Annotated in this window: 14 protein-coding genes; 10 read left to right on the top strand and 4 right to left on the bottom strand. The window is 56.4% G+C overall.

The features are described from left to right. Positions 1-2 precede the first annotated feature (2 nt). The 10 genes from N037_RS11875 to trpS all read left to right on the top strand — a co-directional run bounded on the left by N037_RS11875 (position 3) and on the right by trpS (position 8,694). The gene (locus N037_RS11875) at positions 3-458 is read left to right on the top strand and encodes a HofO family protein (RefSeq protein ID WP_023333703.1); all 456 of its coding nucleotides are present in this window, start codon (positions 3-5) and stop codon (positions 456-458) included. Then, positions 448-852 carry a HofP DNA utilization family protein gene (locus N037_RS11870; protein WP_032641110.1) on the top strand — a complete coding sequence of 135 codons (405 nt, stop codon included), beginning with the start codon at positions 448-450 and terminating at the stop codon, positions 850-852. Before N037_RS11875 ends, N037_RS11870 begins: the two co-directional genes overlap by 11 nt. Further along, positions 779-2,002 carry a DNA uptake porin HofQ gene (gene hofQ / locus N037_RS11865; RefSeq protein ID WP_231686685.1) on the top strand — a complete coding sequence of 408 codons (1,224 nt, stop codon included), beginning with the start codon at positions 779-781 and terminating at the stop codon, positions 2,000-2,002. Before N037_RS11870 ends, hofQ begins: the two co-directional genes overlap by 74 nt. A 286-nt stretch (positions 2,003-2,288) precedes the next feature. Continuing rightward, positions 2,289-2,810 (top strand): shikimate kinase AroK, encoded by a 522-nt coding sequence (gene aroK / locus N037_RS11860; RefSeq protein ID WP_003861630.1) that lies wholly within the window; start codon positions 2,289-2,291, stop codon positions 2,808-2,810. A 57-nt stretch (positions 2,811-2,867) separates the two neighbouring features. Further along, entirely contained in the window at positions 2,868-3,956 is a 1,089-nt protein-coding gene (aroB, locus tag N037_RS11855) for a 3-dehydroquinate synthase (RefSeq protein WP_032641107.1), read from the top strand. 92 nt (positions 3,957-4,048) lie between these two features. Then, a complete protein-coding gene (gene damX, locus N037_RS11850) occupies positions 4,049-5,344 on the top strand; it encodes a cell division protein DamX (protein ID WP_032641105.1) in 1,296 nt (431 codons plus the stop codon). 67 nt (positions 5,345-5,411) lie between these two features. After that, on the top strand, positions 5,412-6,224 hold the full coding sequence (gene dam / locus N037_RS11845; RefSeq protein WP_032641103.1) for an adenine-specific DNA-methyltransferase: 813 nt from the start codon (positions 5,412-5,414) through the stop codon (positions 6,222-6,224). 41 nt (positions 6,225-6,265) lie between these two features. Further along, positions 6,266-6,943 carry a ribulose-phosphate 3-epimerase gene (gene rpe, locus N037_RS11840; protein WP_023333698.1) on the top strand — a complete coding sequence of 226 codons (678 nt, stop codon included), beginning with the start codon at positions 6,266-6,268 and terminating at the stop codon, positions 6,941-6,943. Then, positions 6,936-7,697: a phosphoglycolate phosphatase gene (gene gph, locus N037_RS11835; RefSeq protein WP_023333697.1), complete on the top strand. Its 762-nt coding sequence runs from the start codon at positions 6,936-6,938 to the stop codon at positions 7,695-7,697. The genes rpe and gph overlap by 8 nt, the downstream gene beginning before the upstream one ends. After that, a complete protein-coding gene (trpS, locus tag N037_RS11830) occupies positions 7,690-8,694 on the top strand; it encodes a tryptophan--tRNA ligase (RefSeq protein WP_023333696.1) in 1,005 nt (334 codons plus the stop codon). The genes gph and trpS overlap by 8 nt, the downstream gene beginning before the upstream one ends. A gap of 140 nt (positions 8,695-8,834) precedes the next feature. Here trpS and N037_RS23880 read toward each other — a convergent pair whose 3' ends face one another. The 4 genes from N037_RS23880 to nirB form a co-directional block, all read right to left on the bottom strand. Further along, positions 8,835-9,005 carry a YhfL family protein gene (locus tag N037_RS23880; protein ID WP_008503029.1) on the bottom strand — a complete coding sequence of 57 codons (171 nt, stop codon included), beginning with the start codon at positions 9,003-9,005 and terminating at the stop codon, positions 8,835-8,837. A 137-nt stretch (positions 9,006-9,142) separates the two neighbouring features. Beyond that, positions 9,143-10,516: a siroheme synthase CysG gene (gene cysG / locus N037_RS11825; protein WP_032641101.1), complete on the bottom strand. Its 1,374-nt coding sequence runs from the start codon at positions 10,514-10,516 to the stop codon at positions 9,143-9,145. A 109-nt stretch (positions 10,517-10,625) separates the two neighbouring features. Continuing rightward, on the bottom strand, positions 10,626-10,952 hold the full coding sequence (gene nirD / locus N037_RS11820; RefSeq protein WP_032641099.1) for a nitrite reductase small subunit NirD: 327 nt from the start codon (positions 10,950-10,952) through the stop codon (positions 10,626-10,628). Continuing rightward, positions 10,949-13,492 (bottom strand): nitrite reductase large subunit NirB, encoded by a 2,544-nt coding sequence (nirB, locus tag N037_RS11815; RefSeq protein WP_032641097.1) that lies wholly within the window; start codon positions 13,490-13,492, stop codon positions 10,949-10,951. The genes nirD and nirB overlap by 4 nt, the downstream gene beginning before the upstream one ends. Positions 13,493-13,699 lie beyond the last annotated feature (207 nt).

Genomic DNA, 13,699 nt, shown 5'->3' with positions numbered 1-13,699 from the left:
GCGTGGATTTCCTGTTAGAACGCTGGTGCGAAAGCCGTCCCTGGAATCGGGTGCTCTTCTGGTGTCTGGGGAGCCTCCTGGCAGGACTGGCCGCGTGGGGCACCTTGCTCAGGCCGGTAGACAGGCAGTGTGCTGAACGACAACGCCAGCTGATTCAGGACGCGAGAGCTAACGCGGCGTTATGGCCTGTCGTCAGAAAGGGGCCGTTTCGTCCGAAGGCAACGGAATCAAGAGAGTTGACGCCGTTTTCTCCGCTCGATTTTCAGGGCGATAACACGACGCTGGTTTACTGGAAGCCGCTGCCAAAGGGAGGGGAACTGATGCTGGAGCTTGAGTGGCAGGCGCTGCCGGCGCTTTTTTCCCGGCTGGCGCAGCGGGATGTGCAGATCGCCGCTTTCGCGATTGCACCACAAGGTACAGCGCTGCGCCTGCGGCTGGAGCTGGAACATGCGAAATAGCGCGCGATATCTGCTGGTTTGCTCAGCGCTGCTATTGACCGGCATGCGCGATCCGTTTCGCCCGCCGGACGATCCCTGCGCCATTGCCGAACTGGCGCAGTGGCACTATCGCGGCATGGTGGGAGGGCCGCAGGCTATCGGCATTTTACAGGATGGGCAAAAGCGATGGTACCGGCTGAAAATGCATGAGCGCTTCCCGGCGGGCTGGACGATAACAGCCATCAATGAAACGGAGCTGGTTGTTGATGTGGGTGACACATGTGAACCAGGAAAATGGACGTGGCAACGAGAAGGAACGGATAAGAATGAATTTACGGATAATGCTGTGGCTGCTGGCGTTCAGCCATCCGCTGTGGGCCGCCGCGCCAAAACCGGTCACGATGGTGGTGGATGACGTGCCTGTTGTCCAGGTGCTGCAGAGCCTGGCCGCACAGGAGAACCGTAATCTGGTGATATCGCCCGATGTCGGCGGCTCGCTTTCGCTTAACCTGACGCGCGTCCCCTGGCGGCAAGCGTTACAGACGGTTGTCACCAGCACTGGCCTCGTTTTGCGAGAGGAGGGCGGCATTTTTTACGTGCATACCGCCGCCTGGCAGCGTGAACAGCAGGAACGCTCAGAGCAGGAGCGGGCGCGTCGACAGCTTGATGCGCCGCTGGTGTCTCACAGCATCCCTTTTTCCTATGCCGATGCCGGAGAGCTGCAAAAAGCCGCGGAAAAACTCCTGAGTCCAAAGGGAAGTTTATCTGTCGACAAACGCACCAACCGCCTGCTGATTCGGGATAACCTGACGGTGGTGGAGACGCTGCAAAGCTGGGCCGCTCAGATGGATATTCCCGTCGAACAGGTCGAGCTGGCGGCGCATATTGTGACCATGAATGAAAAAAGCCTGCGTGAGCTGGGAGTGAAGTGGAATCTCGCCGACGCCACCGACGCGGGCAAGGTTGCTCAGCTCACCACGCTTGGCAGCGATCTTTCCGTCGCTAGCGCCACCAGCCACGTGGGTTTTAACATCGGGCGAATCAATGGTCGGCTGCTGGATCTGGAGCTCTCTGCGCTGGAGCAAAAACAGCAGGTCGATATCATCGCCAGCCCGCGGCTGCTGGCCTCGCATATGCAGCCGGCCAGCATCAAGCAGGGGAGTGAAATTCCGTATCAGGTTTCAAGCGGTGAAAGCGGCGCCACCTCCGTTGAATTTAAGGAGGCGGTATTAGGGATGGAGGTCACGCCGGTGGTTTTACCGGGAGGGCGCGTGCGCCTGAAATTACATATCAGCGAAAATATGCCGGGACAGGTTCTGCAGCAGGCGGACGGCGAAACGCTGGCGATCGACAAACAGGAGATAGAAACCCAGGTGGAGGTAAAAAGTGGAGAAACGCTGGCGTTGGGCGGAATTTTTTCGCAGAAGAACAAAACCGGCAGTGACAGCGTGCCGGGGCTGGGAAAAATCCCCTGGCTTGGGCAGCTTTTTCGCCATGATGGGAAGGATAATGAACGGCGCGAGTTAGTGGTGTTTATTACGCCACGTCTGGTCGGTATTCGCTGACGGGTGACGATCCCCGCAATGATTTTGCATTCAGTTTGTTGCAGATGTTTGACGTGGGGCATGAATTAGCATACAAGGAGTACCGATTTGAGTTGGACTTACGTCTTATTACCTTATGCGCCCGACGCGGTGATTTAATCAGTTGCCAAACAAGCCGGAGTATTGAGATAATTTTTAGTCTGACTCTCGCTCTATTGCATATGAGGTTTCAGTTCATGTCCTGCTACGCTGAGTGTCTGCGCAGCGGGGATTACCATTAACGAATAGTCTTAGTAGTACCGATAAAATGGCAGAGAAACGCAATATCTTTCTGGTTGGGCCTATGGGTGCCGGCAAAAGCACTATTGGGCGTCAGTTAGCTCAACAACTCAATATGGAATTTTACGATTCTGATCAAGAGATTGAGAAACGAACCGGAGCTGATGTGGGCTGGGTTTTCGACGTAGAAGGCGAAGAAGGTTTCCGTGACCGAGAAGAAAAAGTGATCAACGAACTCACGGAAAAACAGGGCATCGTTCTGGCAACAGGCGGCGGCTCTGTGAAATCTCGCGAAACCCGCAACCGTCTCTCCGCCCGTGGCGTAGTGGTCTATCTTGAGACGACCATCGAGAAACAGCTGGCACGTACGCAGCGCGATAAAAAGCGCCCGCTGCTGCAGGTTGAAACGCCACCACGCGAAGTTCTGGAAGCGTTGGCCGATGAACGCAATCCGCTGTATGAAGAGATTGCCGATGTGACCATTCGTACTGACGACCAGAGCGCTAAAGTGGTTGCAAACCAGATTATTCATATGCTGGAAAGCAACTGATTCTGGCTTTATATACACTCGCCTGCGGGTAAAAGCATTAAAGGTGGATGTCGCGTCATGGAGAGGATTACAGTTACTCTCGGGGAACGTAGTTACCCTATCACCATCGCGGCTGGTTTGTTTAACGACCCAGCTTCCTTTTTACCACTGAAAGCGGGTGATCAGGCGATGCTGGTCACCAATGAGACGCTGGCTCCGCTTTATCTCGACCGCGTACGTCACCTGCTTGAGCAGGCGGGCGTAAAAGTCGACAGTGTGATTCTCCCCGATGGCGAGCAGTATAAAAGCCTGACGGTACTGGATACCGTCTTTACCGCATTGCTGCAAAAACCGCACGGTCGCGATACAACACTGCTTGCCCTGGGCGGCGGTGTTGTGGGCGATCTGACCGGCTTTGCGGCCGCAAGCTATCAACGTGGCGTCCGTTTTATTCAAATCCCGACCACGTTGCTGTCCCAGGTCGACTCCTCTGTGGGTGGCAAAACGGCAGTCAACCATCCGCTCGGCAAAAACATGATTGGCGCGTTCTACCAGCCCGCATCGGTGGTGGTGGATCTCGACTGTCTGAAAACCCTGCCGAAGCGCGAGCTGGCTTCTGGTCTGGCGGAAGTGATCAAATACGGCATTATTCTGGACGGCGAGTTCTTTAACTGGCTTGAAGAGAATATGGATGCGCTGCTGCGCCTGGATGAGGCTAAACTGGCATACTGCATCCGTCGTTGTTGTGAGCTGAAAGCAGAAGTTGTCGCAGCAGACGAGCGTGAAACGGGCTTACGTGCTTTACTGAATCTTGGGCATACGTTTGGTCACGCGATTGAAGCCGAAATGGGTTACGGTAACTGGCTGCACGGTGAAGCCGTCGCGGCCGGAATGGTAATGGCTGCCCGTACTTCAGAACGTCTCGGGCAGTTCACACCGGAAGAGACGGCACGCATCATTGCGCTGCTTGAGCGTGCAGGTTTGCCGGTGACCGGACCGCAGGTGATGTCGGCGCAAGCGTATTTACCCCACATGATGCGCGATAAAAAAGTATTGGCAGGCGAGATGCGTCTTGTACTCCCGCTTGCAATAGGGAAGAGTGAAGTGCGCGGCGGAGTGCCGCACGATGTCGTTCTTGGCGCTATCGCTGATTGTCAGCAGGCGTAACAACTAGAAAGGTCAGGCCACTGTCGCAGGTGGTCGTTTAGCTTCAGGTGAAATGCAAAGTCGTTAGCATAAGCCTTTGAGTGGGGTGTTAAATGGATGAATTCAAACCAGAAGACGAGCTGAAACCCGATCCCAGCGATCGTCGTACTGGTCGTTCTCGTCAATCTTCAGAACGTGATAACGAGCCGCAGATCAACTTTGACGATGTTGATCTGGATGCAGACGATCGTCGCCCTTCGCGCAGCCGCAACGCGCACGAAGAGCGAGCAGAAGAGGATTATGAGTCCGAAGAAGATTCAATGGACGAACAGCCTGTAGAGCGTCGCCCGCGTAAACGTAAAAAAGCCGCTGCGCCAAAACCGGCTTCCCGCCAGTACATTATGATGGGCCTGGGCGTTCTGGTGCTTGTGCTGCTGATTGTCGGCATTGGCTCCGCGCTTAAAGCACCGTCAACGAACTCAACCGAGCAAACTGCTTCCGCTGAGAAGAGCATCAACCTGTCCGGTAACGATGCGTCCAATCAGGCGAATGGCGCACAGCCTGCACCGGGTGCAACTTCCGCAGAGCAGACCGCAGGTAACACCACAGCGCCGCAGGATGTTTCTCTGCCGCCCGTTTCTTCAACCCCTGCTCAGGGTCAGACACCTGCTACGCCTGAAGGCCAGCAGCGCGTAGAAGTTCAGGGAGACCTGAACAATGCGCTGACGCAGCCGCAGAACCAGCAGCAGGTTGATAACGTCGTGGTTAACTCCACGCTGCCAACTGAGCCGGCAACCGTTGCCCCAATTCGCGGTGGTAATGCTCAGCCACAAACGGCTGCGACGGAAACCAAGCCGCGCCAGACGCAAACTGCGACACGTCCTGAACGTAAGCAGGCGGTGATTGAGCCTAAGCGTGAAACCAAACCTCAGGCAGTTGTCAAAGCGCCTGAAGTGAAAGCCGCACCGGCACAGCCGAAACACACCGAAACGGCTGCGGTGAGCGAGCCTGCTAAAGCGCCAGTCACGCAGACTGCGCCGAAAGCAACGGCGACCACAACGGCACCGGCTGCCACAGCTGCGCCTGCGGCAACAGCCTCCAGCGGCGCGGCAGGTAAAACTGCAGGTAACGTCGGTTCGCTGAAGTCTGCGCCATCCAGCAACTACACGCTGCAGCTGAGCAGTTCGTCTAACTATGACAACCTCAACGGTTGGGCGAAGAAATCAAATCTGAAAAACTACGTGGTTTATCAGACGACCCGTAACGGTCAGCCGTGGTATGTGCTGGTGAGCGGTGTGTATGCTTCCAAAGATGAAGCAAAACGTGCCGTGGCGGCACTGCCAGCAGACGTTCAGGCGAAAAACCCGTGGGCGAAGCCGATTCATCAGGTTCAGGCCGATCTGAAGTAATGTTTAAAGCGCAGGATGCTGTCGGAGCTTTCTCCACAGCCGGAGAAGGTGTAATCAGTTAGTCAGCATGAAAAAAAATCGCGCTTTTCTGAAATGGGCAGGGGGGAAATACCCCCTGCTCGATGATATTAAAAAACACCTGCCTAAAGGCGAGTGTCTTATCGAGCCTTTCGTGGGCGCAGGATCGGTGTTCCTCAACACCGATTTTTCTCGTTATATCCTGGCGGATATCAACAACGACCTTATCAGTCTCTATAACATCGTTAAGCTGCGTACCGAAGAGTATGTTGTAGAGGCGCGCAAACTGTTTACGCCCGAGAATAATCTCCCGGACGTTTACTACCAGTTCCGCACGGAGTTTAACCAGAGCCAGGATCCGTTCCGCAGAGCGCTGCTGTTCCTCTATCTCAACCGCCATGGTTACAACGGCCTGTGCCGGTATAACCTGCGCGGGGAGTTTAACGTGCCGTTTGGTCGCTATAAGCGCCCGTATTTCCCGCAGGACGAGCTGTATCACTTTGCCGAAAAAGCGCAGAACGCAGAGTTTCATTGCCTCTCCTATGAAGAGTGTATGGAACTGGCAGGCGTAAACTCGGTGGTCTACTGTGACCCGCCTTACGCCCCGCTGTCTGCAACGGCGAATTTCACCGCTTATCACACCAACAGCTTCAGCCCGGCCGAACAGGCGCGTCTGGCGGAGATGGCGGAAAAGCTGGTCAGCAAAAGAATTCCGGTGTTAATTTCGAATCACGATACCCCTGATACGCGCGAATGGTACAAAGCCGCGAAGCATTTTCAGGTCAAAGTGCGGCGTAGCATTAGCAGCAACGGCGGCACACGTAAAAAGGTGGACGAACTTCTGGCTCTTTATCGCCCCTGAGCCGTTTTGCCCGCCGGTAAACATATTTCAAGGAGAAGCGGATGAAACAGTTTTTGATTGCTCCCTCAATTCTGTCGGCCGATTTTGCCCGCCTGGGTGAAGACACCGCCGAAGCTCTCGCGGCTGGTGCAGATGTCGTCCATTTCGACGTTATGGACAACCACTACGTCCCGAATCTGACCATTGGTCCAATGGTGCTCAAGGCATTGCGTAACTATGGCATTACCGCGCCGATCGACGTTCACCTGATGGTGAAGCCTGTCGATCGCATTGTGCCTGACTTCGCCGCAGCGGGTGCCAGCATCATCACTTTCCATCCGGAAGCCTCTGAACACGTCGACCGCACGCTGCAGCTGATCAAAGAGAACGGCTGTAAAGCGGGGCTGGTGTTTAACCCGGCCACGCCGCTGAGCTATCTCGACTATGTCATGGACAAGCTGGACGTGATTCTGCTGATGTCCGTTAACCCGGGCTTTGGCGGTCAGTCGTTCATTCCCCACACGCTGGATAAGCTGCGTGAAGTGCGCCGTCGTATTGATGAGTCAGGTTACGATATTCGCCTGGAAGTGGACGGCGGCGTGAAAGTAAATAACATTGGTGAAATTGCGGCAGCCGGCGCGGATATGTTCGTTGCAGGTTCGGCCATTTTCGACCAACCGGATTACAAAAAAGTCATTGATGAAATGCGCCGTGAGCTGGCGAAGGTAAGTCATGGATAAATTGCAGGCAATTCGGGGTGTGGCATTCGACCTCGACGGTACGCTGGTCGACAGCGCGCCGGGCTTAACGAGCGCCGTAGACCAGGCGCTGTACGCACTTGAACTCCCCGTTGCGGGGGAAGATCGCGTGGTAACGTGGATTGGCAACGGCGCCGATGTTCTGATGGAGCGTGCGCTGACGTGGGCTCGCCAGGAGCGTGCGTCACAGCGTTCCGCGCAGGGTAAACCGAGCGTTGACCACGCTGATATTCCTAAGGATGAGCAGCTGCGTATTCTGCGCAAACTGTTCGATCGTTTCTACGAAGAGACCGTCGAGGAGGGCAGCTTCCTGTTCCCGGACGTTCAGGAAACGCTGAGCGCGCTGCACGCTAAGGGCATCCCGCTGGGGCTGGTGACCAACAAACCGACGCCGTTTGTTGCGCCTCTGCTGGAAGCGCTGGATATCGCGAAGTATTTCTCCGTGATTGTGGGCGGTGATGACGTGCAGAACAAAAAGCCGCATCCGGAACCGCTGCTGCTGGTGGCAGGAAAATTATCCTTAACGCCTGCGGAGCTGCTCTTTGTCGGGGATTCGCGCAATGATATTCTGGCTGCCCGAGCGGCAGGGTGTCCTTCCGTCGGATTAACCTATGGCTACAACTACGGTGAAGCCATCACGCTAAGTGAGCCGGATGTGGTCTTCGACCACTTCAAAGATTTGTTGCCCGCACTCGGGCTTTCGCACAGTGAACATCAGGAATTGAATAATGACTAAGCCCATCGTTTTTAGTGGCGCACAGCCCTCAGGTGAATTGACCATTGGTAACTACATGGGTGCGTTACGTCAGTGGGTCAGCATGCAGGATGACTATCATTGCATTTACTGCATCGTCGATCTCCACGCGATTACCGCGCGTCAGGATCCTGAGAAGCTGCGTAAAGCCACCCTGGATACGCTGGCGCTGTACCTGGCCTGCGGCATCGATCCAGAGAAGAGCACCATTTTCGTTCAGTCTCACGTGCCGGAGCACGCGCAGCTGGGCTGGGCGCTGAACTGCTACACTTATTTCGGCGAGCTGAGCCGCATGACCCAGTTCAAGGATAAATCCGCGCGCTACTCCGAAAACATCAATGCCGGCCTGTTCGACTATCCGGTGCTGATGGCGGCGGACATCCTGCTGTATCAAACCAACCAGGTGCCGGTGGGTGAAGACCAGAAGCAGCACCTGGAGCTGAGCCGCGATATCGCCCAGCGCTTTAACGCGATTTACGGCGATGTGTTCAAAGTGCCAGAGCCGTTTATTCCGAAATCCGGTGCGCGAGTGATGTCGCTGCTGGAGCCGACCAAGAAGATGTCCAAGTCTGACGATAACCGCAACAACGTTATCGGCCTGCTGGAAGATCCGAAATCCGTCGTCAAAAAGCTCAAGCGTGCGGTGACCGATTCCGACGAGCCGCCTGTTGTGCGTTATGACGTGCAGAACAAAGCGGGCGTCTCCAACCTGCTGGATATCCTCTCCGGCGTGACCGGCCAGAGCATTCCTGAGCTGGAGCAGCACTTCGAAGGCAAGATGTACGGCCACCTGAAAGGTGAAGTGGCAGACGCCGTTTCCGGCATGCTGACCGAGCTGCAGGAGCGCTATAACCGCTACCGTAACGACGAAGCTTTCCTGCAGAAAGTGATGAAAGAGGGCGCGGAAAAAGCCAGTGCGCGCGCGTCAGAAACCCTGAAAGCAGTGTATGAAGCGATTGGGTTTGTGGGTAAGCCTTAAGCCTGCGTTGCCGGGTGGCGCTGACGCTTACCCGGCCTACGGGATCGTGTAGGTCGGGTAAGGCGAAGCCGCCACCCGACGAAAAACCGCCCAAACAAAAAAACCGGGAAATGCCCGGTTTTTTTACGCCTGTAAAACGCTTACTGCTGCGCTGCCGGGCCGCAACCACCGATGATTTTCGAAATGGAGATCGCCGGGTGCAGCAGATAATCGTAGCTGCAATTATTTTTGGTGTTCTGTACGTGACCGGTGCAGGCCGTCAGCGTCGATAACAGGCCAACCAGAACGGCGGCTTTTGCCAGTTTGAACATATGCATTCCTTGTCTAAAAAATGGATGTAATACGAGGGAATAAATGGAAAAGTTCCACTATGCGGGCGGTATGTTATCGGTAGTGGTATGAGGGGAGTAGTCCGCTTAAGGACTACTCCAGGAAGGGAGAATATGCGTTAGTGATTGGAGAACCAGTTCAGCTTGTCGCGCAGTTCAACCACGCGGCCCACCACAATCAGCGCCGGGCTTTCAACCTGCTGCGCCAGTTCGCCTAACTGCGTCAGCACGCCATCCACCACGCGCTGCGTAATAGCGGTACCGTTTTCCACCAGCGCGACCGGCATATCTGCCTCCATGCCGTGCTCCAGCAGCTTCGCCTGAATCGTGGCGGCCTGATTGAGCCCCATGTAGAACACCAGCGTCTGCTTTTCGGCTGCCAGGTTATGCCAGTCCAGCTCGCTGCCGGTCTTCAGGTGGCCCGTCACCAGACGCACGCTTTGGGCGTAATCCCGGTGGGTCAGCGGAATGCCAGAGTACGCTGAACAGCCGGACGCCGCCGTAATGCCGGGCACCACGGAGAACGGAATACCCGCGTCACACAGGGTTTCCAGCTCCTCGCCGCCACGACCAAAGATAAACGGATCGCCACCCTTAAGGCGCACCACGCGCTTGCCTTTCTGCGCCTCGCGCAGCAGGATCTGGTTAATCTCCTCCTGCGGCACGCAGTGGTAGCCCGCCCGTTTGCCGACGAATACGCGGTCGGCGTCGCGACGCACCAGGTTCATGATGTCATCGGAGACCAGACGATCGTAAACCACGATATCGGCCTGCTGGATCTGCTGCAGACCTTTCAGCGTCAGCAAACCTGCATCGCCGGGACCTGCGCCCACCAGCACCACTTCACCGCGGTGATCCAGCGGTTCGCTCAGGAGCCGTTCGGTCATCTCTTCAACGGCTTGGGTGTCCTGATTGGCCAGCGATTGCGCCAGCCTGTCGTTCACAAAGAATTTCTCCCAGAAGCGACGGCGCTCGCCCACAGTGGAGAAAGTTTGCTTCACGCGTGAACGCAGCTGCCCGGCATAATGCGCAATCTGTCCAAGATGCTGGGGCAGTATGGCTTCCAGTTTTTCCCGCAGCAGACGCGCGAGAACCGGCGAGCGACCGCCGGACGACACCGCAATCATCAGCGGCGAACGGTCGATAATCGACGGCATGATGAAGCTGGCCTCTTTCGGCGCATCCACCACGTTACAGAAGATACGGCGTTCTTCGCAGGCGTCGCTAACGCGCTGGTTCACTTCATCGTTATCCGTCGCAGCGATGGTCAGCCAGCAGGTATCCAGCAGGGATTCATTAAACTCACCCTGTTCCAGCGTGAGCATCCCTTCCTGCGCCCAGACGTCAAACTGAGGGGCGAAGGCGAGGGCGTTGACGGTCAGCCGGGCGCCCGCCTCTAACAGCAGGCGCGCCTTGCGTTCAGCCACATCGCCGCCGCCCACGAGCAGGCAGTCGCGGTTGCGTAATTGACAAAAAATCGGCAGGTGATCCACGACGTTACCTCACAGCATTCATGGCGGGGGAAGAATTGACGTCAGGATAACAGCAGGGATCGTACAGAACATACGACTTTCCTGCCGTTATCCCTAAAAGGGCGGGGGATTAGCCTTTCAACTGCACCTTGCCGTCCTTCACGCGGACATCGTAGTGCTTCACAGAGCGGCTCTCATCTTCCATGCAATACCCGTCGCTTAAGCGGAAACGCTGCTTTTTCAACGGGCTGGCGACCCACAGTTCACCCTGATGCTCGGCAATCAATCCACGGGAGAGCACGCTGGCCTCGAAGAACGGGTCAATATTGCTGATGGCATAAACCTGTTCATCGTGGCGAGGGCGGAAAATCGCGACCTGCTCGCTGCCCAGCAGCGCACATACGCCGGTGGCGGGGATAATGTCGTTAATATCGCAAATGTTTATCCACTGGCTCATGCGTTTTCCTCCACCAGCGTCACCGGAATACGTTCATACGGCGTTGCCGGACGATGCTGTTCACGCTCCGGCACAACCTGTACGTTCGGGTCGCGCCGGGTGCTGTTGATAAAGTGTTTGAAGCGCGTCTGCGCCGCCGGGGTGTTGACGGTTTCCGTCCACTCGCAGATCACCGCCTCGCGCAGCCGCGCCATCTCCGCTTCCAGGTGCTCGTTCAGGCCCAGCTTGTCGTCGATGATCACCGATTTCAGGTAGTCGATGCCGCCTTCCAGGTTATCGAGCCAGGAAGCGGTACGGGTCAGCTTATCGGCGGTGCGGATGTAGAACATCATGAAGCGGTCGAGGTACCGAATCAGCGTGTCGCGATCGAGATCCGCCGCCAGCAGGTCCGCGTGGCGTGGCTTCATCCCGCCGTTGCCGCAGACGTACAGGTTCCAGCCCTTCTCGGTGGCGATGATCCCCACGTCTTTACCCTGCGCTTCCGCGCATTCGCGGGTACAGCCGGAGACGCCAAACTTCATTTTGTGCGGGGTGCGGATGCCTTTGTAGCGGTTTTCCAGCTCCACGCCGAAGCCCACGCTGTCGCCCACGCCGTAGCGGCACCAGGTGCTGCCCACGCAGGTTTTTGCCATGCGCAGCGCTTTGGCGTACGCGTGACCGGTTTCGAAGCCGGCTTCAATCAGCTGACGCCAGATTTCCGGCAGGTCGTCTTTCTGCGCACCAAACAGGCCGATACGCTGGGAACCGGTGATTTTGGTGTAGAGGTTAAATTCACGTGCAATACGGCCCACCGCGACCAGCCCTTCCGGCGTAATTTCGCCACCGGCAGAGCGCGGAATGACGGAGTAAGTACCGTCTTTCTGGATGTTCGCCAGGAAGTTGTCGTTGGTATCCTGCAGCGGCGTATGCTCGGGCTTGAGCACGTATTCGTTCCAGCAGGAGGCCAGCAGGGAGCCTACGGTCGGCTTACACGCTTCGCAGCCGTAGCCCTGGCCGTGCTTCGCCAGCAGTTCGTCGAAGGATTTGATGCCTTCCACGCGGATCAGGTGGTACAGCTCCTGGCGAGAATACGCGAAGTGCTCGCACAGGTTGTTGTTCACTTCGATGCCCTGTTTTGCCAGCTCGGCGTTCAGCACCTGAGTGACCAGCGGAATACAGCCGCCGCAGCCGGTACCGGCTTTGGTTTCCGCTTTCAGCGCCGCCACGGTATGGCAGCCTTTGTTGATGGCGGAGATCAGCATGCCTTTGGTGACGTCGAAGCAGGAGCAAATCTGCGCGCTGTCCGGCAGTTTATCCACGCCGATAGACGGCTTGCCGCTGGAGGCATGCGCCGGGAGGATCAGCGCGTCCGGGTTCTCCGGCAGCTCGATGGCGTTCAGCACCAGCTGGAGCAGGTTGCCGAAGTCGCTGGTGTCCCCCACCAGCACCGCGCCGAGCAGGGTTTTATTGTCCTGGCTGACGATCAGGCGTTTGTAGACTTCTTTGCTTTCGTCGAGGTAGACGTAGCTGCGGGAATTCGGGGTACGACCGTGCGCATCGCCAATCCCGCCTACGTCCACACCCAGCAGCTTCAGCTTGGCGCTCATGTCTGCGCCGGTAAACGCGTTTTCGGTGCCGAGAATGTGGTCAACGGCGACCTGCGCCATTTTGTAGCCCGGCGCCACCAGACCGTATACGCGGTTGTTCCAGCTGGCGCATTCGCCTATAGCGTAGATATCCGCATCGGAGGTCTGGCAGGCGTCGTTAATCATGATCCCGCCGCGCTGCGCCACGGCCAGACCGCACTGGGTCGCCAGCTTGTCGCGCGGACGAATACCGGTTGAGAAGACGATGAAGTCCACTTCCAGCTCGCTGCCGTCGGCAAAGCGCATGGTTTTGCGTGCTTCAGTCCCTTCCTGAACGATCTCTTTAGTGTTCTTGCTGGTGTGAACCTTCACGCCCATGCTTTCGATTTTACGGCGCAGCTGGTCACCGCCCATATGGTCCAGCTGTTCGGCCATCAGCATCGGGGCAAATTCGATAACGTGGGTTTCAACGCCGAGGTTTTTGAGCGCGCCAGCTGCTTCCAGACCCAGCAGACCACCGCCGACAACCGCGCCGCGTTTGCTTCGACGTGCGCAGGATTCAATGGCGTTGAGGTCTTCAATGGTACGGTAAACGAAGCAATCCTGGGTTTCCGACCCTTTAATAGGCGGGATCCACGGATACGAGCCCGTCGCCATGATCAGCTTATCGTAAAAAACCGTACGTCCGGCGCTGGAGTGGATCACTTTTTCCTGACGGTTGATGGTGATAGCGCGTTCGCCCACCAGCACTTTTACGCCATGCTTCTCGTAGAAACCTTCACGCACCAGAGAGAGCTCTTCGGCGGTATGATGGGAGAAGTAGGAAGACAGGTGCACACGGTCGTACGCCTTGCGGGGTTCTTCACAGAACACGGTAATGTCGAAACGGCCAGCGTCGGCTTTATCGAGAAGATCCTCAATAAAGCGGTGGCCGACCATGCCGTTACCGATGATAGCGAGTCTGACTTTGCTCATTTTTGCCTCGATTTCTTTTCTATTACTGCCTACCTTAACGATTCAGCAGGGGCACTTATTGATGCAAATCAAATACGTCTTCGCCTACCCCTTAGGTGGTATGCGACTGATTTGTCAGGATTTTTATAAGTTATGGAATTTGCTGGCTTTTCGTATTCGTCGATTTTGTGTACAAAATAGAGTGCGTTTTTTGAAAATGCGTACTCC

Origin of the sequence: Enterobacter sp. EGD-HP1 (assembly GCF_000733275.2) — a bacterium.
Classification (GTDB): Bacteria; Pseudomonadota; Gammaproteobacteria; order Enterobacterales; family Enterobacteriaceae; genus Enterobacter.
Note: the sequence above shows the minus strand (reverse complement) of the source record. Positions and strands in the feature narration are given on the sequence as shown.

Coding starts and splice junctions, on each gene's coding strand:
- nirD (WP_032641099.1), bottom strand. CDS start 10,952: ATGAGCCAGTGGATAAACATTTGCGATATTAACGACATTATCCCCGCC.
- aroB (WP_032641107.1), top strand. CDS start 2,868: ATGGAGAGGATTACAGTTACTCTCGGGGAACGTAGTTACCCTATCACC.
- damX (WP_032641105.1), top strand. CDS start 4,049: ATGGATGAATTCAAACCAGAAGACGAGCTGAAACCCGATCCCAGCGAT.
- dam (WP_032641103.1), top strand. CDS start 5,412: ATGAAAAAAAATCGCGCTTTTCTGAAATGGGCAGGGGGGAAATACCCC.
- aroK (WP_003861630.1), top strand. CDS start 2,289: ATGGCAGAGAAACGCAATATCTTTCTGGTTGGGCCTATGGGTGCCGGC.
- N037_RS23880 (WP_008503029.1), bottom strand. CDS start 9,005: ATGTTCAAACTGGCAAAAGCCGCCGTTCTGGTTGGCCTGTTATCGACG.
- rpe (WP_023333698.1), top strand. CDS start 6,266: ATGAAACAGTTTTTGATTGCTCCCTCAATTCTGTCGGCCGATTTTGCC.
- trpS (WP_023333696.1), top strand. CDS start 7,690: ATGACTAAGCCCATCGTTTTTAGTGGCGCACAGCCCTCAGGTGAATTG.
- gph (WP_023333697.1), top strand. CDS start 6,936: ATGGATAAATTGCAGGCAATTCGGGGTGTGGCATTCGACCTCGACGGT.
- nirB (WP_032641097.1), bottom strand. CDS start 13,492: ATGAGCAAAGTCAGACTCGCTATCATCGGTAACGGCATGGTCGGCCAC.
- N037_RS11870 (WP_032641110.1), top strand. CDS start 448: ATGCGAAATAGCGCGCGATATCTGCTGGTTTGCTCAGCGCTGCTATTG.
- hofQ (WP_231686685.1), top strand. CDS start 779: ATGCTGTGGCTGCTGGCGTTCAGCCATCCGCTGTGGGCCGCCGCGCCA.